General features: G+C 32.3%; 24 protein-coding genes. 12 read left to right on the top strand and 12 right to left on the bottom strand.

Annotated elements, in window-relative coordinates:
* Positions 1 to 82 precede the first annotated feature (82 nt).
* The 3 genes from AC23MC_RS02795 to AC23MC_RS02805 all read left to right on the top strand — a co-directional run bounded on the left by AC23MC_RS02795 (position 83) and on the right by AC23MC_RS02805 (position 2482).
* Positions 83 to 763 carry a Crp/Fnr family transcriptional regulator gene (locus AC23MC_RS02795; protein ID WP_487566909.1) on the top strand — a complete coding sequence of 227 codons (681 nt, stop codon included), beginning with the start codon at positions 83 to 85 and terminating at the stop codon, positions 761 to 763.
* A gap of 84 nt (positions 764 to 847) precedes the next feature.
* Positions 848 to 1834 (top strand): bestrophin family protein, encoded by a 987-nt coding sequence (locus AC23MC_RS02800; protein ID WP_487566910.1) that lies wholly within the window; start codon positions 848 to 850, stop codon positions 1832 to 1834.
* A gap of 18 nt (positions 1835 to 1852) precedes the next feature.
* Positions 1853 to 2482: a carbonic anhydrase gene (locus tag AC23MC_RS02805; protein WP_487566911.1), complete on the top strand. Its 630-nt coding sequence runs from the start codon at positions 1853 to 1855 to the stop codon at positions 2480 to 2482.
* Positions 2483 to 2552: 70 nt separating this feature from the next.
* Here AC23MC_RS02805 and AC23MC_RS02810 read toward each other — a convergent pair whose 3' ends face one another.
* From AC23MC_RS02810 to AC23MC_RS02845, 8 genes are all read right to left on the bottom strand, one after another.
* Positions 2553 to 2855, bottom strand: coding sequence for an antibiotic biosynthesis monooxygenase family protein (locus tag AC23MC_RS02810; RefSeq protein WP_487566912.1), 303 nt, complete (start codon positions 2853 to 2855; stop codon positions 2553 to 2555).
* A 17-nt stretch (positions 2856 to 2872) separates the two neighbouring features.
* The gene (gene mazG / locus AC23MC_RS02815) at positions 2873 to 3652 is read right to left on the bottom strand and encodes a nucleoside triphosphate pyrophosphohydrolase (RefSeq protein WP_487566913.1); all 780 of its coding nucleotides are present in this window, start codon (positions 3650 to 3652) and stop codon (positions 2873 to 2875) included.
* A 75-nt stretch (positions 3653 to 3727) separates the two neighbouring features.
* On the bottom strand, positions 3728 to 4159 hold the full coding sequence (locus AC23MC_RS02820; protein WP_487566914.1) for a DUF5606 family protein: 432 nt from the start codon (positions 4157 to 4159) through the stop codon (positions 3728 to 3730).
* A 27-nt stretch (positions 4160 to 4186) separates the two neighbouring features.
* A complete protein-coding gene (gene def / locus AC23MC_RS02825) occupies positions 4187 to 4774 on the bottom strand; it encodes a peptide deformylase (protein WP_487566915.1) in 588 nt (195 codons plus the stop codon).
* 104 nt (positions 4775 to 4878) lie between these two features.
* Positions 4879 to 5295 carry a Holliday junction resolvase RuvX gene (gene ruvX / locus AC23MC_RS02830; RefSeq protein WP_487566916.1) on the bottom strand — a complete coding sequence of 139 codons (417 nt, stop codon included), beginning with the start codon at positions 5293 to 5295 and terminating at the stop codon, positions 4879 to 4881.
* A 1-nt stretch (position 5296) separates the two neighbouring features.
* On the bottom strand, positions 5297 to 5578 hold the full coding sequence (locus AC23MC_RS02835; protein ID WP_487566917.1) for a type II toxin-antitoxin system RelE/ParE family toxin: 282 nt from the start codon (positions 5576 to 5578) through the stop codon (positions 5297 to 5299).
* Complete coding sequence (locus AC23MC_RS02840; RefSeq protein ID WP_248433352.1) at positions 5568 to 5801, bottom strand: hypothetical protein; 234 nt, start codon at positions 5799 to 5801, stop codon at positions 5568 to 5570. The genes AC23MC_RS02835 and AC23MC_RS02840 overlap by 11 nt, the downstream gene beginning before the upstream one ends.
* Positions 5802 to 5829: 28 nt before the next feature.
* Positions 5830 to 6717 (bottom strand): copper resistance protein NlpE N-terminal domain-containing protein, encoded by an 888-nt coding sequence (locus AC23MC_RS02845; RefSeq protein ID WP_487566918.1) that lies wholly within the window; start codon positions 6715 to 6717, stop codon positions 5830 to 5832.
* Positions 6718 to 6842: 125 nt separating this feature from the next.
* Between AC23MC_RS02845 and AC23MC_RS02850 the strand changes: the two genes are divergently transcribed.
* Complete coding sequence (locus tag AC23MC_RS02850) at positions 6843 to 7658, top strand: 2,3,4,5-tetrahydropyridine-2,6-dicarboxylate N-succinyltransferase (RefSeq protein WP_487566919.1); 816 nt, start codon at positions 6843 to 6845, stop codon at positions 7656 to 7658.
* Here the strand turns inward: AC23MC_RS02850 and AC23MC_RS02855 are convergent.
* On the bottom strand, positions 7655 to 8398 hold the full coding sequence (locus AC23MC_RS02855; protein ID WP_487566920.1) for a glycosyltransferase family 2 protein: 744 nt from the start codon (positions 8396 to 8398) through the stop codon (positions 7655 to 7657). The genes AC23MC_RS02850 and AC23MC_RS02855 overlap by 4 nt on opposite strands.
* A gap of 129 nt (positions 8399 to 8527) precedes the next feature.
* On the opposite strand from AC23MC_RS02855, the gene AC23MC_RS02860 reads away from it, so the two are divergent.
* Positions 8528 to 9607: a glycosyltransferase family 9 protein gene (locus AC23MC_RS02860; RefSeq protein WP_487566921.1), complete on the top strand. Its 1080-nt coding sequence runs from the start codon at positions 8528 to 8530 to the stop codon at positions 9605 to 9607.
* Here AC23MC_RS02860 and AC23MC_RS02865 read toward each other — a convergent pair.
* From AC23MC_RS02865 to AC23MC_RS02875, 3 genes are read right to left on the bottom strand one after another with little or no spacing between them, the layout of a single operon-like run.
* Entirely contained in the window at positions 9604 to 10416 is an 813-nt protein-coding gene (locus AC23MC_RS02865) for a glycosyltransferase family 2 protein (RefSeq protein ID WP_487566922.1), read from the bottom strand. The two genes, AC23MC_RS02860 and AC23MC_RS02865, sit on opposite strands and share 4 nt — an antisense overlap.
* Before the next feature lie 44 nt (positions 10417 to 10460).
* The gene (locus AC23MC_RS02870; protein WP_487566923.1) at positions 10461 to 11222 is read right to left on the bottom strand and encodes a lipopolysaccharide kinase InaA family protein; all 762 of its coding nucleotides are present in this window, start codon (positions 11220 to 11222) and stop codon (positions 10461 to 10463) included.
* Between the two features lie 4 nt (positions 11223 to 11226).
* Positions 11227 to 12078, bottom strand: coding sequence for a glycosyltransferase family 17 protein (locus AC23MC_RS02875; protein ID WP_487566924.1), 852 nt, complete (start codon positions 12076 to 12078; stop codon positions 11227 to 11229).
* Positions 12079 to 12134: 56 nt separating this feature from the next.
* Here AC23MC_RS02875 and AC23MC_RS02880 point away from each other — a divergent pair, with 56 nt between their 5' ends.
* The 7 genes from AC23MC_RS02880 (at position 12135) to AC23MC_RS02910 (ending at position 19679) form a co-directional block, all read left to right on the top strand.
* Positions 12135 to 12932, top strand: coding sequence for a glycosyltransferase family 2 protein (locus tag AC23MC_RS02880; protein WP_248433344.1), 798 nt, complete (start codon positions 12135 to 12137; stop codon positions 12930 to 12932).
* A gap of 1 nt (position 12933) precedes the next feature.
* Positions 12934 to 13845, top strand: coding sequence for a glycosyltransferase family 2 protein (locus tag AC23MC_RS02885; protein WP_487566925.1), 912 nt, complete (start codon positions 12934 to 12936; stop codon positions 13843 to 13845).
* A 2-nt stretch (positions 13846 to 13847) separates the two neighbouring features.
* Positions 13848 to 14417 (top strand): L-threonylcarbamoyladenylate synthase, encoded by a 570-nt coding sequence (locus tag AC23MC_RS02890; protein ID WP_487566926.1) that lies wholly within the window; start codon positions 13848 to 13850, stop codon positions 14415 to 14417.
* Between the two features lie 117 nt (positions 14418 to 14534).
* Positions 14535 to 15956, top strand: a complete 1422-nt coding sequence (locus AC23MC_RS02895) for a CCA tRNA nucleotidyltransferase (protein ID WP_487566927.1) — start codon at positions 14535 to 14537, stop codon at positions 15954 to 15956.
* Between the two features lie 72 nt (positions 15957 to 16028).
* Positions 16029 to 17048: a COX15/CtaA family protein gene (locus AC23MC_RS02900; RefSeq protein ID WP_487566928.1), complete on the top strand. Its 1020-nt coding sequence runs from the start codon at positions 16029 to 16031 to the stop codon at positions 17046 to 17048.
* 42 nt (positions 17049 to 17090) lie between these two features.
* The gene (locus tag AC23MC_RS02905; RefSeq protein ID WP_487566929.1) at positions 17091 to 17861 is read left to right on the top strand and encodes a CDP-alcohol phosphatidyltransferase family protein; all 771 of its coding nucleotides are present in this window, start codon (positions 17091 to 17093) and stop codon (positions 17859 to 17861) included.
* A gap of 54 nt (positions 17862 to 17915) precedes the next feature.
* On the top strand, positions 17916 to 19679 hold the full coding sequence (locus tag AC23MC_RS02910) for an ABC transporter ATP-binding protein (RefSeq protein ID WP_487566930.1): 1764 nt from the start codon (positions 17916 to 17918) through the stop codon (positions 19677 to 19679).
* The last annotated feature ends 164 nt before the right edge of the window (positions 19680 to 19843 follow it).

Genomic DNA, 19843 nt, shown 5'->3' on the forward strand with positions numbered 1-19843 from the left:
AGGTTGCAAAAGGATGAAAATTAAAATATGATATTTGTCATACTTTAATTATCTTTGTAAATACCAATAAATCTAAATAGTAATGAGCAAATGTGAACAATGTATTGTGAGGGAATTCAGTTCATTAAAAGCCCTAAACAAAGATGAGCTATTAAAAATGGCTAATTGTAAAACATCTTACACCATAAAAAAAGGTGAACCTATTTTTGAAGAAGGTGAATCTGTTAATGGTATATACTGCATTAAAGATGGTGTTTGTAAACTATCTAAGTTAAGTGCCAACGGAAAAGATCAAATTGTAAAATTGGTTAAACCCGGTGAACTTTTGGGTCAACGTTCGATGATTAGCGATGAGCCTGCGAATTTGAGTGCCGTAGCTTTGGAAGATATGGAGGTTTGTTTTATTCCTAAATCGGAAGTACTAGGGTTTTTCAACAATAACAACCAGTTTTCGATGAATATGATGAAAACTATTTGTGGCGATTTAAAAGACGCAGATGATCATATGGTTTCAATGGCTCAAAAAACAGTGAAAGAACGTTTAGCTGAAACTTTGCTCTATTTAGAAGACACCTTTGGCAAAAATGAAGATGGTTCACTTCACATTCAATTATCAAGAGAAGAATTAGCAGGAATGATTGGAACGGCAACTGAAAGTTGTATTCGATTACTTTCTGAATTTAACAAAACAGGTTTGATTAATATTACCGGAAAAAAAATAGTGATTTTAGATAAAAATAAATTAAAACGAATGGCGGAGTAATTTTTTGGATAAAGTATATTTTAAAACTGTTTTTTAAACAGTTTTTTTTATTTTTAACGGTACTTAGTTAATTAAAAATAATTTATGCACTCAGGAAGACAATACTCACTCAAGGAATTTTTATTTTGGACCAGAAGAGACATTTATGTTCTCTTATTTTTAGCCATTATCCCTACTCTACTTTTTCAGGTGTTTGAATGCAAATGGATGTCTATTCCGTGGGTTCCGATTGCATTAGTCGGGACAGCCGCAGCATTTATAATTGGTTTTAAAAATACGCAAACCTATAATCGTTTATGGGAAGCTCGTCAAATTTGGGGAGCAATTGTCAATTCAAGTCGGTCTTGGGGAATGATGACGAAAGATTTTGTTATAGCGGATAAAACCATTCATCAGGAATTAATTTATCGTCATTGTGCTTGGTTGACTGCTTTGCGTTATCAATTGAGAGAACCCAGGAATTGGGAAAATATGACCAAAAGTTATAACGTTGAATACAGCCGTTTGTTTACTATTTTAGAAAAATCAATTCCGTTGGAGGAAGAATTAAAAAAATATTTATCCGAAGAAGAACAAAAGTACATCTTATCAAAAAAGAACAGAGCCACTCAGCTCATCGCCTTTCAATCTAAACGATTAGCCGAATTATATCAACAAGGAAAAATCGAAAATTTTCAATATGTTGAAATGGAAAAACGCTTAGCCGATTTATATGACCAACAAGGAAAATGCGAACGAATTAAAAACTTTCCTTATCCTCGGCAATTTGCCAGTATCAATTTATTCTTTATTTGGTTGTTTGTCATTTTGTTACCTTTTGGAATGTTAAACGAATTTCAAAAATTGGGAGAGCATTATGTGTGGTTAACTATTCCTTTTAGCATAGTGGTTTCGTGGGTTTTTGTATCGATGGAAAAAGTAGGCGAAAGTACCGAAAATCCATTTGAAGGAAGTGCAAACGATGTTCCAATTACTGCATTGAGTCGAACAATTGAAATCGATTTAAGAGATATGTTAGATGAAGAAAATCTTCCTTCGCCAATAACAGCAGAAAATAAAATTTTAATGTAAATCTAAAAAATATCAATTATGGAAATTGAAAAAGTATTTAAAAACAACGAAAAGTGGATCGCTGAAAAACTATCAGTTGATGCCAATTATTTTGAAAATTTATCAAAAGGGCAAAGTCCTGAAATTCTCTACATCGGTTGTTCCGACAGTCGGGTTACAGCCGAAGATTTAATGGGTGTTGAACCCGGAGAAGTTTTCGTTCATCGAAATATTGCCAATATGGTGATTAGCATTGATTTAAACGTAATGTCGGTTATGAATTATGCCGTGGATCATTTAAAAGTTAACCATGTGGTGGTTTGCGGACATTATTTCTGTGGAGGTGTTAAAGCAGCAATGCAAGCTAAGGATTTAGGAATTTTAAATCCGTGGTTACGCAACATTCGTGATGTGTATCGTCTTCATAAAAAAGAATTGAATGCTATTACTGATGAAAACGCCCGATATAATCGTTTAGTTGAATTGAATGTGCAGGAACAATGCGTCAATTTAATCAAAACAGCCGCCGTTCAAAAAGCATATCGCGAAAGAAATTTACAAGTACACGGTTGGGTTTTTGACATCCATTCCGGAAAATTAATCGATTTAAAAATTAATTTTAAAGAAGTTTTAAAAGATATTATGGAGATTTATAATTTGGGAGAGTAAATTTTCTCCTAACTGAAAAAAATCAAGTTCGATTAGATTTAATTCTTAATTGAACTTGATTTTTTTTTTATCATTTCTGAAAACTATACTCCTTTTCAACCAAACAAATTCGAACGGTATAATTTTCATACCATTTTGAAATTCCTTTTCGTTGAGCATCCAAATGATCTAAATTTTGTTTCCATTGCTTAATTGATTCCAACGATTTCCAATACGAAACGGTAATTCCTATGTCATTTCTAGCCGATTCTACACCAAGAAAACCTTCTTGTTCTTGGGCTAATTCAACCATTTTTATTGCCATTTCGTTGTATGATTCATCCACTTCTGTTCGAGTAGATGTAAAAATTACGGCATAATAAGGTAGATTCATTTCTTTAAAATTAAGTTCTACTTAGGAAGTTTTTTTGCTTCTTCCCAAAACACATCCATTTCTGCTAAAGTCATATTTGCTAAAGGCTTTCCTAATTCTCCAGCTTTGCTTTCTAAATACATAAACCGTTTCATGAATTTTTTGTTCGTTCGCTCTAAAGCATCTTCAGGATTAATTTTTAAAAACCGTGCATAATTAATCATCGAAAACAAAACATCACCAAATTCGGCTTCCATCTTTTCAAAATTTCCTGATTTTACTTCCTCCTGAAATTCTGAAATTTCTTCCTGAACTTTATCCCAAACTTGATGTGGTTCTTCCCAATCAAAACCAACGCCTTTCACTTTATCTTGAATTCGACTTGCTTTTACGAGAGCAGGCAAACTTTTCGGCACACCTTCTAAAACTGATTTTTTACCTTCTTTAAGCTTTAGTTTTTCCCAGTTTTGTTTTACTTCTTCTTCATTGGCCACAATCACATCGCCGTAAATATGTGGATGACGATCAATCAATTTATCACAAATACTATTGGCTACATCGGCAATATCAAAATCATTGGTTTCGCTTCCAATTTTGGCATAAAAAACAATATGCAACAACAAATCGCCCAATTCCCTTTTGATTTCCTGCAGATCATTATCCAAAATGGCATCGCCTAATTCGTAGGTTTCTTCGATGGTAAGATGGCGTAAACTTTCTAAGGTTTGCTTTTTATCCCACGGACATTTTTCACGCAAATCGTCCATAATATCAAGCAATCTTCCAAAAGCTTCGAGTTGTTTTGTTCTTGTATTCATTTGATTTTGATTTATGTAAAAATAAAAAATCCTACTCGAAAGCAGGATTTAATTATGATTTAATTTTTTATAAAATTATTCAGCCGGTTTTTCAGCTTCTTTCAATTCCTTTGATAATGCTTCAACCGAAACTAATCCTTTTGGTTGCAACATATTGTACCAATTAATGATTTTTTTAATATCCGAAGGATAAACTCTGTCTTCATCAAATTCAGGTAAAACTTCTCTGAAATAAGTCGTTAAAATACTATAATCGTCTTTATGAGAAATAGTAGTTGGTCCGTCATTTTCCTTTGTAGCAATGGCTTTAAAAACTTCTGCTAACTTAATTTCTTCGTTGTAGGTGTAAACGGCAATTTCAGAAAGTAAACTCACATTGCTTCTCATTCCAACTGTGATTTTTTTTCCGTCTAAAAAGCTTTCAGCTACAAATCCTGTTCTGGTTTGAATTTTTAATTCGAATAATCCCGGTTTTCCCGAAATGGCTAATATTTTTTGTAAACTCATTTTTAAAATATAAATTAAACTTGTGTATTATCTTCCTTTTTTGTTGAAAAACTTCATTCTATAATCGGGGAAAATTTTTCCGTCGATGATGTTTTGCAATCTTTTTTTAATTAACGTTTTTTTGAGTGATGATATTTTATCGGTAAACAAAATGCCTTCAATATGATCATATTCATGCTGAATAACTCTGGCGATTAGACCATCGTAAACATCGGAATGTTTAACGAAATTTTCATCAACATATTCAATTGTAATTCGCTCTTTTCTGAAAACGTCTTCACGCACTTCGGGAATGCTCAAACAACCTTCGTTGAAACCCCATTCATTGCCTTCTTCTTTTACAATTTTAGCGTTGATGAATGTTTTTTTAAATGATTTTAATTGCTCTGTTTCTTCTGTTGATAAATCATCACTTTCGGCAAATGGAGCGGTATCAACAATAAATAAACGAATGGCTAAACCAATTTGAGGAGCCGCCAAACCAACGCCATACGCATTGTACATAGTCTCATACATATTTGCAATAAGTTCCGATAAATTGGGATATTCCGGTGAAATTTCTGCACCTACTTTTCGTAAAACCGGATCACCATATCCAACAATTGGTAAAATCATAAGAGCAATTTTATTGAATTAGAATTTAAAAATTTTGATTAAATTCGGATGCAAAAGTAATAAAAAGAATCTTGATTTTTGCTTTAATTCAGGTAGGTTTTCTGTTAAATCATTTTTCTGGTCAAATAATCCTGTAACAAAATGGTTGCGGCAATTTCATCCACTAAACCTTTGTTTTGGCGTTGTTTTTTACTTAAACCGCTGTCTATCATCGTTTGAAAAGCCATTTTGGATGTAAAACGTTCATCCACACGAACGACTTTCATCTCTGGAAATTCAGTTGAAAAGGTAGCCACAAATTTTTCAATAATTGGTGTGCTTTCTGATGGTAAACCGTTCATTTGTTTAGGCTCACCAATTAAAACAGTTGATACATTTTCTTTTGAAAAATATTCTTTCAAAAAAGAAATGATTGTTTCGGATGGAATGGTTGTTAGTCCGGATGCAATGATTTGTAATTCATCGGTAACGGCAATTCCGGTGCGTTTTATTCCGTAATCTATGGCGAGGATTCGTGGCATTTTATAAAGATTCTTTGTATTTAAGAAAACCAAAAATGGTTACTATTTTATTTTCTGTGTCAATGAAATAAACACAAACATAGCCTTTGAAAACGTAATCTCTGATAATTTCATTATCAAAATGTATGGATTTTTTAAAATGAAATGGTCTTTTTAAGTCTTTGCGGAGATTTTTAACCAAATCAGATTTAAACTTTCTTGCAGCTTTTGGTTTATCTTTTGCAATATATTCAACTTGTTCGTTTAATGCCAATAAAAAATCCTTTTCAAATCTAATCTTCATATTTAGAAATCGTTTTTTCTAAATAATTATCAAGTTCATCAAGTGAATAATACTCGGCAGTTCCATTTGCCATTTTTTCTAAAGTGGCTTCAAGTTTTTTCTTATCGTTTATAAATGATGCATCTTCTGTGATTATTTTATAATCGTTTGAAGAAAAATTATTTAAAAACTCTACTATTTTAGTTTTGATACTTGGTTCGCAATCAATTCTTATCGTTTCCATAACAAATACTTTTTACAAATATACATGATTATTTCATCGCTTCAAACCTCGCTAACGGAGCCATTCTTGCTCTATTGAATGATAAACTATTTCCGTTTATACTGTAATTATCAACTTTTTCAAGCATTTCTGCAAATTCTTGTTCAGTTGTCATATCCGGACAAGCCATCATAGTGGAAGCTCCTTTGGTGAATTTGATTAGTGACTTTTCATCTTTCAACTCAAAACCGCCCATCATATTATTACAACCGGCAAAAGCGGAATATCTACCTTCATTGTTCATTCGAATAAACATTTCCTTTTTGTGATCATTATTATTTACAACAGGTTTACCATTAAGTTCAACTAATCTCCATTTATTTTTAATCAAAGAAGTGTTTTCAAGACTCTTAGGGTGATATGAAACATCTTTTATCAATATTGGTGCTGGTGGCGGAGGTGGAGGTAACACTTTTACATTTGATTTCTTTTGCAACACATACTTCTCAGCCAAATCACCTTCAATTTTATTTCCATCCATATCCAATTGTTTTAGATAATTTTCTCCCACAAAATAACGATTGGGAGCATTTTCAATACCTGCTAAAATAATCGTGTTTCCTTCTTCATTCCATGAATAAACTCCACGAACTTCGTTGGTTGTTGAATTCTTTTTACCTAAATAGTTGGTTTTTAAAACATAGTTTTTGTCGTCTTCCAATAATATTGAAGTTTCAATTCCCTCGCAATCAGCACATGGTAAAATACCTTGATACATTCCCATATAATCTAAAGAATTCTTAGCATTATGATCATCATTAACAACAACTTCAGTTGAATCTACGACCGTTGTATCGGTTGTTTCATTTTTATCCTTTTTAGCACAACTCACTACTAAAAAAAATAGAGTCATTAGAGTAATTACTTTTATTTTCATATTTTGCTATTTTTAGGTTTATCACAAATTTACTGCTTTTTGTTTTCAAAAAATTTAAAGTTTACAAAAATCAAACCATTTTTTGTGGTTAAAAGATTTTATCTTTGTTTCAAATTAAAATAACGATGAACGAATTACAACTTATCATAGAAAAAGCTTGGGAAAACAGAGCTTTATTGCAAGAAGAAAATACAATTTCTGCCATTAGAAATGTTATTGATTTATTAGATAACGGAAAACTTCGCGTTGCCGAACCAACAACTGATGGTTGGCAAGTGAATGAATGGGTTAAGAAAGCGGTTGTGATGTATTTCCCAATTCAAAAAATGGAAACGTGGGAAGCCGGGATTTTTGAATACCACGACAAAATGCTTTTAAAACGCGATTATGCCGAAAAAGGAATTCGTGTTGTTCCGCCAGCTGTTGCAAGATATGGTTCATATATTTCTAAGGGTGTGATTTTGATGCCAAGTTATGTGAATATCGGAGCCTATGTTGATGAAGGCACGATGGTGGATACGTGGGCAACCGTGGGAAGTTGTGCTCAAATTGGAAAAGACGTTCACTTGAGTGGCGGAGTTGGCATTGGTGGCGTTTTAGAACCGCTTCAAGCAGCACCGGTTATTATTGAAGATGGAGCTTTTATTGGTTCACGTTGCATTGTAGTAGAAGGAATTCGAGTAGAAAAAGAAGCCGTTTTAGGAGCGAATGTGGTTTTAACCGGTTCAACCAAAATTATTGATGTTACTGGCGAAAGCCCAGTTGAGTATAAAGGATTTGTTCCTGCTCGATCGGTTGTAATTCCGGGAACCTACACCAAGAAGTTTCCTGCCGGCGAATTTCAAGTTCCGTGTGCGTTGATTATTGGTCAGCGTAAACCATCCACAGATTTGAAAACGAGTTTGAACGATGCTTTGAGAGAATATAATGTGGCGGTTTAGTTTTTTTGCAACTTAATCAATTTGGCATACTTTGCGTAAGAGAAAAAACCTTGAATTAAAGAAATTGTTAGACCATCTAAGCCGTTCAAAAATCCTTTTTTGAGAAAATAACATCTTAAAAAAGCAACTGAACCGTTTAGAACCGGTTTAAAAGCGTTGATTCTTTTTCCTTGATCATAAAGTTGTTGAGCATGCCACGTTGAATATTGATTTTTCTTAGCAATTATTTGGTCTAAAGAAGCCCAGCCATAATGAAGAATGTGAACTGAAACCTTTTTTTCATTTTGCGTAATGATTTTTTGATGTACTTTTGAATCAGACGGTTTGGCAGTTTGCTTATTAAAAAATCTAACTTTATGATCGGGATACCATCCTGCAAAATCAATTAATTTATCTGCAAGATAATTTTTAACTCTAAAGCTAAAAGCATCGTAATTTCCAATTAAATACTTTTCTTTTACAATAAATTCTTCAGCATCTTTGTCTAAAAATTCATCGGCATCCAAATTCAAAATCCAATCATTTTTGCAGTAAGGCAAACCATGAGATCGCTGCGGACCATCACCTAAAAAAGCTTGTGAAATAACGATCGCTCCTTTCTCTTTAGCAATTTCAACCGTTCTATCTTTACTTAATGAGTCAACGATAATCACTTCGTCACACACTTTAAACAATGCATCGATGCACTTGCCAATCATTTTTTCCTCATTAAAAGTTATAACCAAACCACTTATTGCCATTTTCTAAAAATCATTAATTTGAAAACAAAAGTATAACATTTAGCATTATTTTATTCAAAAAGTGTGAATCAAAGAAACCGTTCTACAAATAGTTTGTATTTTAGCAACCGGATAAAACCTTAAATAAATATGAAAATTTTAGTGATTCAACAAAAGAGAATTGGCGATGTTTTAACGAGCACTATTCTTTGTAACAATCTGAAAAACAAATATCCGGATGCTAAAATTGATTACATGTGTTATCCAAATTGCATTGATGTTTTGCTTGAAAATCCATCGATTAATGAAATCATAGTTTTAACTAATACGGTTAGAAAATCGTATCCAAAATTATTCAAATTCATTTTTGAAATCAGAAAGAAAAAATATGATGTGGTTATTGATGCTTACAGCAAATTAGAAACCAATTTAATTACTTTCTTTTCAGGAGCAAAGTATAAAATTTCTTATGATAAAGGCTATTCGTCATTTTTTTACAATCACAATATCAAGCGATTTAAAAACGGGACAAAATCGGAATTAGGTTTAGCAATTGATAATAGACTTTTGCTTTTAAAACCATTAATTTCTGAATCGATTACAGATTATAAACCAAAAATTTTTCTGAGAAATGATGAAATTAAAGGGGCAGAGCAATTGCTTCAAAAAAATGGTATCATTTACGGTCAAAAGCCTTTAATTATGTTTGGAATTTTGGGGAGTGAATGGTATAAAACCTATCCACTTGAAAAAATGGCCAAAATTATTGATTTTACGGTTGAAAAACTAGATGCAGATATTGTCTTTAATTATATTCCTTCTCAGTTGGAAGAGGCAAAAAAAGTCTATGATTTTTGTGATGAGAAAACAAAAAGCAACACCCATTTTGATTTGTATAGTGAAGGTTTACGACCTTTTTTGGCTTTACTTTCACGTTGTTCAATGTTAATTGGAAATGAAGGCGGAGCAGTAAATATGGCAAAAGCATTAAGTGTTCCTACTTTTTCTTTATTTTCTCCTTCGGTGGATAAAGAAACCTGGCAAATTTTTGAAAATGAAAAAGAAAATGTATCAATTCACTTAAAAGATTTGAAACCGGAAATTTATGAAGAGCATGATGAAAAATACATCAAAGAGCACACTTTTAAGTATTTCGATGAATATCCGTTGGAGTTAATTTTAGAAAAATTGAATGATTTTTTCAACGAATTAAATATCAAAAAAGCTTAAAGCGAATCAATTCCTTCTTCAATTTTAATCACTTTGTGCTTTTTATTATATGCTCTAATAGCGTTATTTGTATTCCATATTTCGGTGGAAGAATAACCTCTTTTGTGATCTAAATGCAAGCAAATAGCACTGTATCTAATTTGTTTAGACAACAATCCTAAATTAAACAATCGCTCACCTAATTCTCTGTCTAAACCGCCATATTTCATTTGGTGATTAAATCCGTTTACGGCTAGAATATCCTTTTTAAATCCGGAAGAATTGTGTCCGTTCCAGGAGCGTTTTGTTGGTGTAAGCCAATTCATAAATCCTGCAAAAAGCCTACTGTGTGTGAGTTTTGTGAGCTTAAAACTCACTTTGAGTCCATGTTTTTTAAGCCAAGCAATTTGAAAACAGTTTTGATTGAGAATATTTTCTGCTGAAATTGCCTCAGAAATAAACATTGGAAGTTTAAAATATCCACCGGACAAAAAATAGCCTTCTTCTTTATTATTTAGATGGACTTCTACAAAATCTTTTCTAGGAATACAATCTCCATCTGTAAACAAAAGATAATCTGAGGATGATTTAAGTATGGCTCGATTTAAAATTTTTGATTTTTGAAAACCATCATCTTCATGCCAAACATGAACAATTGGATGTTTAAATTTTGATGAAAAGCTATCAATTATTTCTTTTGTTTTTGAAGTAGATCCATCATCGGCAATAACAATTTCAAAATCATCTACAGATTGAACGCTAAATCCAATTAAGACTTTTCGCAACCATTCCTCTGCATTGTATGTGGTGATAATTATTGAAACTTTCATCAACTCTTTAAAAGAATGGAAATTTAGTGGTTTTTTTAGACATATTATTTCCAAAAAAGGAATTTCTTTTTCAATCTTTTTTTTCTGTAATATTTGTACTGAAAATCAGCAGTATATTTCCACAACGTTTCAAAAATTAAACTTTCAGATTCTCCGGAAATTCTAGCATACTCGTTACTCATGACGGCTACCATTTCTTTATGAGGAGTAAGTCTGCATAGGTTTTTCATTCGAAGATTAAAATCCATTTTATCATGAAATTCCATCCGATTTAAATCGACTAAAAAGAATTCATATTCTCCATTTTCGGTTTTCTTAATTAAAGTATTTCCCGGAGAATGGTCTTTAAACTCAATTCCTTTTTGATGCAATTGATAAGAAAACTGAGTAAATTGTCTTAAAATTTTATCTCGATTAGGATAATCCGGAATTTCAACCAACTCACGGTAAGTCAAATCACAATTTAAATGTTCGCTAACATAATAGCTGTCCTTCAAACCTATCCAATCATAATTTTCTAAAAAAGCAAAGGGTTGCGGAGTGCCAATTCCGTTTTCTAACAATTTATTTGCAAACTCAAAGGAACGTCTCGCTTTAGATTTTCTAAAAAAACGATAAACTATTTTGTTAATGAAGTTTGGGATTTTAAACGACTTTACATTGATTGTTATTTCATTAAATTGAAAAAGTTTAATTTTATTTCGCTTTCGATCATCAAACAATTTCCCTTTTTGATTGAAATTTTCAATTGCATCAACAATTTTTTCTTTATCAACATTTTGTTGAATCAAAAAGGATGATTTCATATTTCTAATAGATGAATAAATCTTTAAATTTTTGTTGAGCCTCGGATGTTTTTAAATACTTGGGTAAGTTATACGATAAATCAACAACTTCAAATTCCATATCTCTTCCAAACAAATCTTTACCCTTTTTTATCAACTCGCTAATCTTATTGATATCTTTAAATTCATCTAGATTATACTCTGTATGAGAAAATGATTCCAACTTTTCAACTATTTTTTTTGCTCCACCAACATACGTAAAATGCCATCCAGCATTTGGAAGAATTTCATAAACTTCTCCTCTTCTTTTCGTTCGCATTATCGTTTTTCTAATTTTATAGGGTTTTTTCTTTAAAAGTTTATAAGGCAATAATGCTGTACAGTGCCATATACCATCTTTTGATTCTTCTTTAGACATGTTACTTCCTCCATCAAAAGTGAGTTTATTATTAAGATAGTACATAAACATATCCATCTTTAATCCATATATCTTATGAACTCCTTTTTCCATTTGATATTTAATTACTTCCGGATTTGGTATTTCATCTACATCCGAAATCATGATTATATCATCAGGCTTACAGTTAACTAATCCATTAACAACAGAATCACGTTGAAAAAATTCAATTTTCCATGGCGAAAATGGATTAATAACCGGTATAAATAATGGATATTTAGTAAGTTTTATGTGTATTATTTTATGTAAATACTTTGAAAAACGTTCTTTATTTTCTTCAAAAATGAAAGGTTTTTTTGTATTTTGAAATGTTCTGTCAGCTTCAACTAAAACAAATTTATCAACCACACCATCTAATTCATTCAATCTAATTTCCAACAAATCCAATTCGTTGAAAAAAATGAAACAATCATATAACATAATGTATTTTTTACAAATATAAAAAAATATCCTAACTTGCCAGATTATTTAAAAGTATGAAAAATAAACTTAAATGTTCACTCGTAACTCCAACATACAATTGGCCGGAGGCATTGGATTTGTTGTTATTGAGCATAATGAATCAAACGGTTTTGCCAAATGAAGTAATCATTGCAGATGATGGTTCAAAAAGTGATACAAAAGTTTTAATTGACTATTATCAAACCATTTTTCCGGTTCCATTAATTCATATTTGGCAAGAAGACATTAAAAATCGTAAGCCGCGAATAATGAATAAGGCTATTGCCAAAGCTCAATATGACTATATTATTGAAATTGATGGTGATATTATTATGAACAAACATTTTGTTGAAGATCATCTTCAATTTGCTCAAAAAGGGTTTTATCTTTTTGGCTCAAGGGTTAATATTCAACCATCGCTTTTAGAGGATCTTTTTTCAAAAAAAATAATTCATTTTAATTTATTTTCAAACGGAATAAAAAAACGAGGGAGAACAATTCGCATTCCGTTCATGATGAACTTTGCTAAAATTGTAGAGAAAAGATCCTCAAAACTTAGGGGTTGCAATATGTCATTTTGGCGAGAAGATTTCATTAAAATAAATGGTTTTAATGAAGATTTAGTGGGCTGGGGCATAGATGATTCAGAAATGATTGAACGATTGCATAATTTAGGAATCAAAGGAAAACGCCTCAAATTTGCCGGAATTGCGTATCATATTTACCATAAAGAACAATCAAAAAGTCACATCGAAATTAACCATGAAATTGAACGTCAAACAAAAGAAAAAAAACTGACTTTCATCGAAAAAGGAATAAACCAATTTTTATAATATGTTTGATATTGCAATAATTTTGATCAATTATAATTCAAGCGAGTTAAGTATTGACTGTATTAATTCAATTTATGAAAAAACATCAAACGAAATTAATTTCCAAGTAATCATAACTGATAATTGTTCTGAAAAGAAAGATTTTGAAAACCTGAAAAGCTTTTGCGATAATTCAAATTTACCCAATTTAAAACTGCTTAAAAATAATATTAATGCGGGTTTTGGTGGCGGAAACATGTATGGTTTTAAACATTCTAACGCAAAATATCTTGCATTTGTAAACAACGACACACTCTTTTTGAATAATTGTTTGGCTATTTTAAAAAATGAACTTGACAATAATTTATCGATAGGAATTGCAGGAGCTCAAGCATATAAAGAAGACAATAAATTTCTAATTTCATTAGATCATTTTGCCTCTCCAGCTAGAGAAATTTTTGGAAGAAGTTTTTTGGAACTAATTAATCCTAAAAAATACCCTAAACGAAAAAAGAAATACAACTCGCCTATCCAAGTAAATTTTGTTCCGGGAAGTTTCATGTTCATTAGAGTTGATGATTTTGTAAAAGTGGGTGGTTTTGATCAGCAAATTTTTTTGTATTACGAAGAAACTGACCTCTGTTTAAGACTCGCTAAAATGAATAAATTTGCCTATTTAATTCCTGGAGCAGAGTTTATCCACTTTCACGGAGCAAGTACCGAAAAATCGTTAGCCATAAAAAAAGAACTCAAAATTTCCTTGCTTTATATAATGAAGAAACATTACGGTAATTTTGGTTATCAATCAGTTCGATGGTTTTTACTTTTTAAATATGGATTGAGTAGTTTAATTAAAGCTAAAAACAGACCTTTGTTTTCATTAATTTGGAGAGGAGCTCCAATGAGTGAATCACTCCAGTACAAACAAAAATAGTTATGAACGACATCAACACCGAAATCCACAATGCATACGAAGTCATTCAAAACGGAGGAATCATCCTCTACCCTACCGATACAGTTTGGGGAATTGGTTGTGATGCCACGAATCCAGAAGCCATAAAAAAAATCTATGCTCTTAAAAAAAGAGAAGAATCAAAAAGCATGATTGTGTTAATGAATGGTGAAAAAATGATGTATACTGTTTTCAAGGATATTCCCGAAGTAGCTTGGCAAATTCTCGATTTATCAGAGAAACCAACGACTTTAATTTTAGATAAACCACGAAATGTGGCTCCAAATATCATTGCAGAAGACCAATCGTTGGCCGTTCGATTAGTGAAAGAACCATTTTGTTTTAAATTGATGGAACGCATGAAAAGACCGTTGGTTTCTACTTCTGCAAACATTTCCGGACAACCTACTCCAAAATCATTCAAAGAAATCAGTCCCGAAATTATTAAAGGTGTAGACTATGTTGTAAATTTGCACCGCGAAAAAATTTGTGATAAGCCATCCACGATTATAAAATTAACGTTGGATAGTCAGGTTCAGATTATTCGGAAATAAAATGTGACAATTGGACAATGTGTCAATTAGTCAATTGGAGAGATGTCAATTAATCTAGTTTAATTGATAACCTCTCACTGTCACATTGACAAATTTTCACATTGACACATTAAAAAAATGAATTACACACAAGCCCTACATAACCCGATCTTCAAAATCATCTCGCAAGCAGCACAAGAGCTTGGTGTAGAAAGCTACGTGATTGGAGGTTTCGTGCGTGATTTTTTGTTAGAAAGAGATTTCAAAAAAGACATCGATATAGTTGCCGTTGGAAGCGGAATTGAATTAGCTCTCAAAGTTTCAGAACTTCTTCCCAACAAACCAAAAGTACAAGTTTTTAAAACGTATGGCACTGCAATGCTTCGCTTTCAAGAAATTGACATTGAGTTTGTAGGTGCTCGAAAAGAAAGTTATCATTTTGAAAGTCGAAATCCGGTTGTAGAAAACGGAACCCTGAAAGACGATCAAAACCGACGCGATTTTACCATAAATGCCTTGGCTTTTTCGTTGAATGAAAAAAATTATGGCGATTTAATCGATCCTTTTAATGGTTTGGAAGATTTGGAAAATAAAGTCATCCGAACACCTTTGGATGCCGATATTACTTTTTCGGATGATCCATTGCGAATGATGCGTGCGATTCGTTTTGCCTCGCAATTGAATTTTTCGATTGAAGAAAAATCATTAGCCTCCATTTCAAAAAATTGTGAACGAATAAACATCATTTCCGGCGAACGAATTGTGGATGAATTAAACAAAATTTTATCCACAGAAAAACCGTCAACTGGTTTTATTTTATTGTATGAAACCGGTTTGTTAGATTTGATTTTACCGGAATTGACCGCTTTAAATCAAGTGGAAGAAATAGAAGGTCATACTCACAAAAACAACTTTTATCACACGTTAGAAGTAGTGGATAACATTTGTCCGAACACCGATGATGTTTGGCTACGTTGGGCGGCTTTGCTTCACGATATCGGAAAAGCTCCCACAAAAAAATTCAACAAAAAACAAGGTTGGACGTTTCACGGACACGAATTTTTGGGTGGAAAAATGGTCAAGAAAATCTTCGAACGATTACATATGCCACAAAATCATAAATTGAAATATGTTTCTAAGTTAGTGATGTTGAGTTCGCGACCAATTGTACTTTCACAAGAAATCGTTACTGATTCTGCAGTTCGACGTTTGCTTTTTGATGCCGGCGAAGACATTGAAGATTTAATGATTTTGTGCGAAGCAGATATCACGACCAAAAACCCAAATAAATTTAAAAAATACCATAATAATTTTAAGGTCGTTCGCCAGAAAATTGTTGAAGTGGAAGAACGCGATCATGTTCGAAATTTTCAACCGCCAATTTCCGGAGAAGAAATTATGGAAATTTTCAATTTAAAACCCTCTCGTGAAATTGGAGTTTTAAAAGAAGCAATCAAAGAAGCTATTTTAGAAGGTGAAATTCCTAATGAATATGAGGCTGCTTATGCTTTCATGCTAAAAAAAGCTGAAAAATTAGGATTGCATACGCTTAAAAATTAACGATAAGATTAACTTTTGTTCATAAAAATTAATGAACAAAAGTAATGTAATTTTGTATTAAGTATATTAAACATGAAAACCAACAAACCCGTTATAATTTGGCTTCTTTCCGGCTGTGTTTTATTGTTTATTATGGTAATGGTTGGTGGTATCACTCGCCTTACCAATTCCGGACTTTCTATGACCGATTGGCATTTGGTTACGGATACTTTCCCTCCTACTTCAGACCAAGCTTGGAATGAAGCTTTTGAAGAATATAAAAAATTTCCCGAATACCAAAAAATCAATATTCACAACGATTTTACACTAGACGATTACAAATTTATTTATTTCTGGGAATGGTTTCACCGCTTCATCGGTAGAATTATTGGTGTTGTTTTCATCATTCCGTTTGTTTATTTTCTGATTAAGAAAAAATTAGACGCTTCAACCATTAAAAAATGTATCATCCTTTTATTTATGGGTGGATTTCAAGGATTTTTAGGTTGGTTTATGGTGAAAAGTGGCCTAATTGATAATCCGGATGTGAGTCATTATCGACTGGCTTTGCACCTTACTTTTGCATTCATCACATTTGCATACACACTTTGGGTTGCGTTGGATTTAATTTATCCCAACAAAATCGAAGTCATTTTACCTTTGAGAAAATTAGCTCGAATCGCGATGGTAGTTTTGATTATCCAAATCATTTATGGTGGATTTGTAGCAGGTTTAAACGCCGGATTAATTCACAATCACTGGCCATTGATGAGTGAAGGAAAATTAATTCATGAAACGGTTTGGATTGAACAGCCCACTCTTTTACAAAACTTAACCGAAGGAAAAAGTGGCGTGCAATTTGTGCACAGAACACTCGCTTATGTTGTGGTTGGATTGATGATATTATTATTTGTTAGAAGTAAAAAATATTCTCTTTCAACGCTTCAATCAAAATCAGTTAAAACATTGGTTTTGTTTGTATTTATTCAATTTATTTTGGGTATTTTTACCCTTTTATTTCATGTTCCACTTTGGCTGGGATTGGCTCATCAATTGATGGCTTTTTTACTACTTAGTGCCATGACGTTTACTTTACATCGCTTTAGTAAATAAATTTTCAGACTATATTGTCGCAGTTTCGTTAGAATACATTAAATGTCTAAACTCGCCGTCGAGGATAAATTTTTAGATTTATCAGATTATGGAAGAAGATTCGGAAGAATTTTTGCTTTACAATTAAAAAATACTCGCTTTACACCTATTCACGTGACGCTCCTTTTTGGAATCAGCGGATTACTAGCGATGTATTGCATCCTCTATAATCATTATGTTTGGGCTGCTTTTTTTATCATTTTAAAATCCATTATTGATGCCGCAGATGGTGAATTGGCTCGGTTGAAAAAAACGCCATCCTACTCCGGAAGATACTTGGATAGTATTTTTGATATTTTCTTAAATTTCGGATTTCTGATGACAATTTGTTATGTTTCTTCCACCTCGTTTTGGTTCACAATTTTAGCTTTTATTGCCATTCAATTACAAGGAACATTATACAATTATTACTATGTAATCTTACGAACAAAATCAGTTGGAGGTGATTCAACCAGTAAAATATTTGAATATAAAACTCCCAAAGCACTGCCTGGAGAGAGTCAAAAAGTAGTTAATATTCTTTTCAAAATTTATACGATTGTGTATGGATCATTTGATAAAATAATTCACTTTTTAGATTCGGATGCCTACAAAGTCAAAACCTTTCCAAATTGGTTTATGACGTTACTTTCTGCTTATGGATTAGGATTTCAATTGCTAATTATTGCCATTATGCTTCCATTGGGTTGGATAGAATGGATTGTGCCGTTTTTTGTAATTTATTCTGTTTTACTATTTGTTTTAATTGCAATTCGGAAAACATTCATTTCATAAATTACTTCAAGCTTATTTTTAGTTATATTTGATAATTAAGCCAAAATTATCACTATGAATTTACTTTGGAAATATTTAAAGCCATACAGCAAATGGGTTTTTCTTGCCTTATTTTTAGCCGGAATTGCACAAATTTTAGCTCTTTACGACCCCATCATTTTTGGTCAAATTATTGATGATTATGCTCTGAATCCCGGAGATAAAACCAATGAAGAAAGAGTTAACGGTGCTACAAAATTACTTTTTCTTGCCATCGGAATTGCATTGGCTTCGAAACTGATTCTATCGTTCAAAGATTATTTTATTCGTTTAGTAGTTCAAAAATTTGGTATGCAGATTTTTAACGACGGACTTCGACAAACTTTGCGTTTACCTTTTCAAGAATTTGAAGATCAAAGTAGTGGTGAAATTTTATCGATTTTACAAAAAGTACGTTCGGATACAGAAAAATTTATTTCTTCCTTTATCAATATTTTATTTTCCTCAGCAGTCGGAATCGGATTTCTGCTTTGGTATGCCATCACAAAACATTGGGCTTTAATTCCTGTTTTCTTAATCGGAATTGTGTTGCTTGGCGGATTAACGAGTGTTTTAAGTCGTTCCATCAAAACTTTACAACGATCATTGATTCGACAAAATCGCCAAATGAGTGGAACAATTACTGAAAGTTTACGAAACATCGAATTGGTTAAAAGTTTGGGACTCACCTACCCTGAAATTCGCCGATTAAAAGTTCATACGCAGGAAATTTATGATTTGGAAATGGAAAAAGTCAAAAAAATGCGAGTGCTTACTTTTTTGCAAGGAAGCATTTTGACGCTTTTGAAACAATCCATTTTATTCATTTTGTTATGGTTAATTTTTAAGGATGTTTTAACGCCGGGAGAATTAATTTCGATGCAATTTATTTCTACCGGAATCATTGGTCCGCTACAAGATTTAGGAAGCATTATTTTGTCGTATCGCGAAGCTGAAACTGCCTTGCAACTATTCAATGAATTGATGCAAAAAAAGCCGGAATTCAGTCCCGAAGAACCTGTAGATATTGGTCCGATTGGAGAATTGTATTTTAAAGATGTTGTTTTCCGACATAAAAATGCAAGTTACAACGCCATTCAAAATATTTCATTTAAAGCAAAATTAGGCGATACCATTGCATTCGTGGGTCCATCCGGCTCAGGAAAATCAACTTTAGTGAAATTATTAGTGGGATTATATCGTCCGATTGAAGGTGATATTTTATATGATTCCATTTCGATAAAAGAATTACGTTACAACAGAATTCGTCGACAATTAGGATTTGTAACGCAAGATACTCAACTTTTTTCGGGAACCATTCGTGAAAATTTATTGTTTGTAAAACCCGAAGCGACCGAAGAAGAAATGTTAGAAGCCATCAAAAAAGCATCGGCGATTTCAATTCTTCAAAATTCAGAAAAAGGATTGGATACGGTTTTAGGTGAAAACGGTAAAAAACTTTCCGGTGGCGAAAAACAACGCTTATCGATTGCCAGAGCTTTGCTGAGAAAACCACGTTTATTAATTTTTGATGAAGCTACATCCGCCTTAGACTCACTAACAGAAGAACAAATTACGGAAACTATCAAAGAAATTTCGGCCAACAAACAACAGATGACGATTTTGATTGCACATCGATTATCAACAATAATGCACGCTGATACAATCTATGTTTTAGAACGAGGAAAAATTGTAGAAGAAGGCAACCACGACGAATTAGTTGCAAAAAAAGGATTGTATTTTGCGATGTGGCGTCAACAAATTGGTGAAAGAAAGGTTTTTGAAGTTGTTGAGGATTAATTTTATGTTTGCCACGAATTTCTCTAATTGCACGAATTAACTTGCGGATATTTGTGAAATTCGTGGCAAAACTAAAGTGCAGAATTTTAAACTATTTCCAAACCAATAAAAAACCACAAATTCTCAAATTTTAAATTCGTGAATTTGTGGTTGATTTATGAATT

The sequence above is a fragment of the Flavobacterium sp. T50_26 genome (genome assembly GCF_057652995.1).

Coding starts and splice junctions, on each gene's coding strand:
- AC23MC_RS02910 (WP_487566930.1), top strand. CDS start 17,916: ATGAATTTACTTTGGAAATATTTAAAGCCATACAGCAAATGGGTTTTT.
- AC23MC_RS02850 (WP_487566919.1), top strand. CDS start 6,843: ATGAACGAATTACAACTTATCATAGAAAAAGCTTGGGAAAACAGAGCT.
- AC23MC_RS02835 (WP_487566917.1), bottom strand. CDS start 5,578: ATGAAGATTAGATTTGAAAAGGATTTTTTATTGGCATTAAACGAACAA.
- AC23MC_RS02900 (WP_487566928.1), top strand. CDS start 16,029: ATGAAAACCAACAAACCCGTTATAATTTGGCTTCTTTCCGGCTGTGTT.
- mazG (WP_487566913.1), bottom strand. CDS start 3,652: ATGAATACAAGAACAAAACAACTCGAAGCTTTTGGAAGATTGCTTGAT.
- AC23MC_RS02885 (WP_487566925.1), top strand. CDS start 12,934: ATGTTTGATATTGCAATAATTTTGATCAATTATAATTCAAGCGAGTTA.
- AC23MC_RS02865 (WP_487566922.1), bottom strand. CDS start 10,416: ATGAAAGTTTCAATAATTATCACCACATACAATGCAGAGGAATGGTTG.
- AC23MC_RS02870 (WP_487566923.1), bottom strand. CDS start 11,222: ATGAAATCATCCTTTTTGATTCAACAAAATGTTGATAAAGAAAAAATT.
- AC23MC_RS02795 (WP_487566909.1), top strand. CDS start 83: ATGAGCAAATGTGAACAATGTATTGTGAGGGAATTCAGTTCATTAAAA.
- AC23MC_RS02875 (WP_487566924.1), bottom strand. CDS start 12,078: ATGTTATATGATTGTTTCATTTTTTTCAACGAATTGGATTTGTTGGAA.
- AC23MC_RS02805 (WP_487566911.1), top strand. CDS start 1,853: ATGGAAATTGAAAAAGTATTTAAAAACAACGAAAAGTGGATCGCTGAA.
- AC23MC_RS02845 (WP_487566918.1), bottom strand. CDS start 6,717: ATGAAAATAAAAGTAATTACTCTAATGACTCTATTTTTTTTAGTAGTG.
- ruvX (WP_487566916.1), bottom strand. CDS start 5,295: ATGCCACGAATCCTCGCCATAGATTACGGAATAAAACGCACCGGAATT.
- AC23MC_RS02860 (WP_487566921.1), top strand. CDS start 8,528: ATGAAAATTTTAGTGATTCAACAAAAGAGAATTGGCGATGTTTTAACG.
- AC23MC_RS02855 (WP_487566920.1), bottom strand. CDS start 8,398: ATGGCAATAAGTGGTTTGGTTATAACTTTTAATGAGGAAAAAATGATT.
- AC23MC_RS02820 (WP_487566914.1), bottom strand. CDS start 4,159: ATGAGTTTACAAAAAATATTAGCCATTTCGGGAAAACCGGGATTATTC.
- AC23MC_RS02810 (WP_487566912.1), bottom strand. CDS start 2,855: ATGAATCTACCTTATTATGCCGTAATTTTTACATCTACTCGAACAGAA.
- AC23MC_RS02840 (WP_248433352.1), bottom strand. CDS start 5,801: ATGGAAACGATAAGAATTGATTGCGAACCAAGTATCAAAACTAAAATA.
- AC23MC_RS02895 (WP_487566927.1), top strand. CDS start 14,535: ATGAATTACACACAAGCCCTACATAACCCGATCTTCAAAATCATCTCG.
- AC23MC_RS02880 (WP_248433344.1), top strand. CDS start 12,135: ATGAAAAATAAACTTAAATGTTCACTCGTAACTCCAACATACAATTGG.
- def (WP_487566915.1), bottom strand. CDS start 4,774: ATGATTTTACCAATTGTTGGATATGGTGATCCGGTTTTACGAAAAGTA.
- AC23MC_RS02800 (WP_487566910.1), top strand. CDS start 848: ATGCACTCAGGAAGACAATACTCACTCAAGGAATTTTTATTTTGGACC.
- AC23MC_RS02905 (WP_487566929.1), top strand. CDS start 17,091: ATGTCTAAACTCGCCGTCGAGGATAAATTTTTAGATTTATCAGATTAT.
- AC23MC_RS02890 (WP_487566926.1), top strand. CDS start 13,848: ATGAACGACATCAACACCGAAATCCACAATGCATACGAAGTCATTCAA.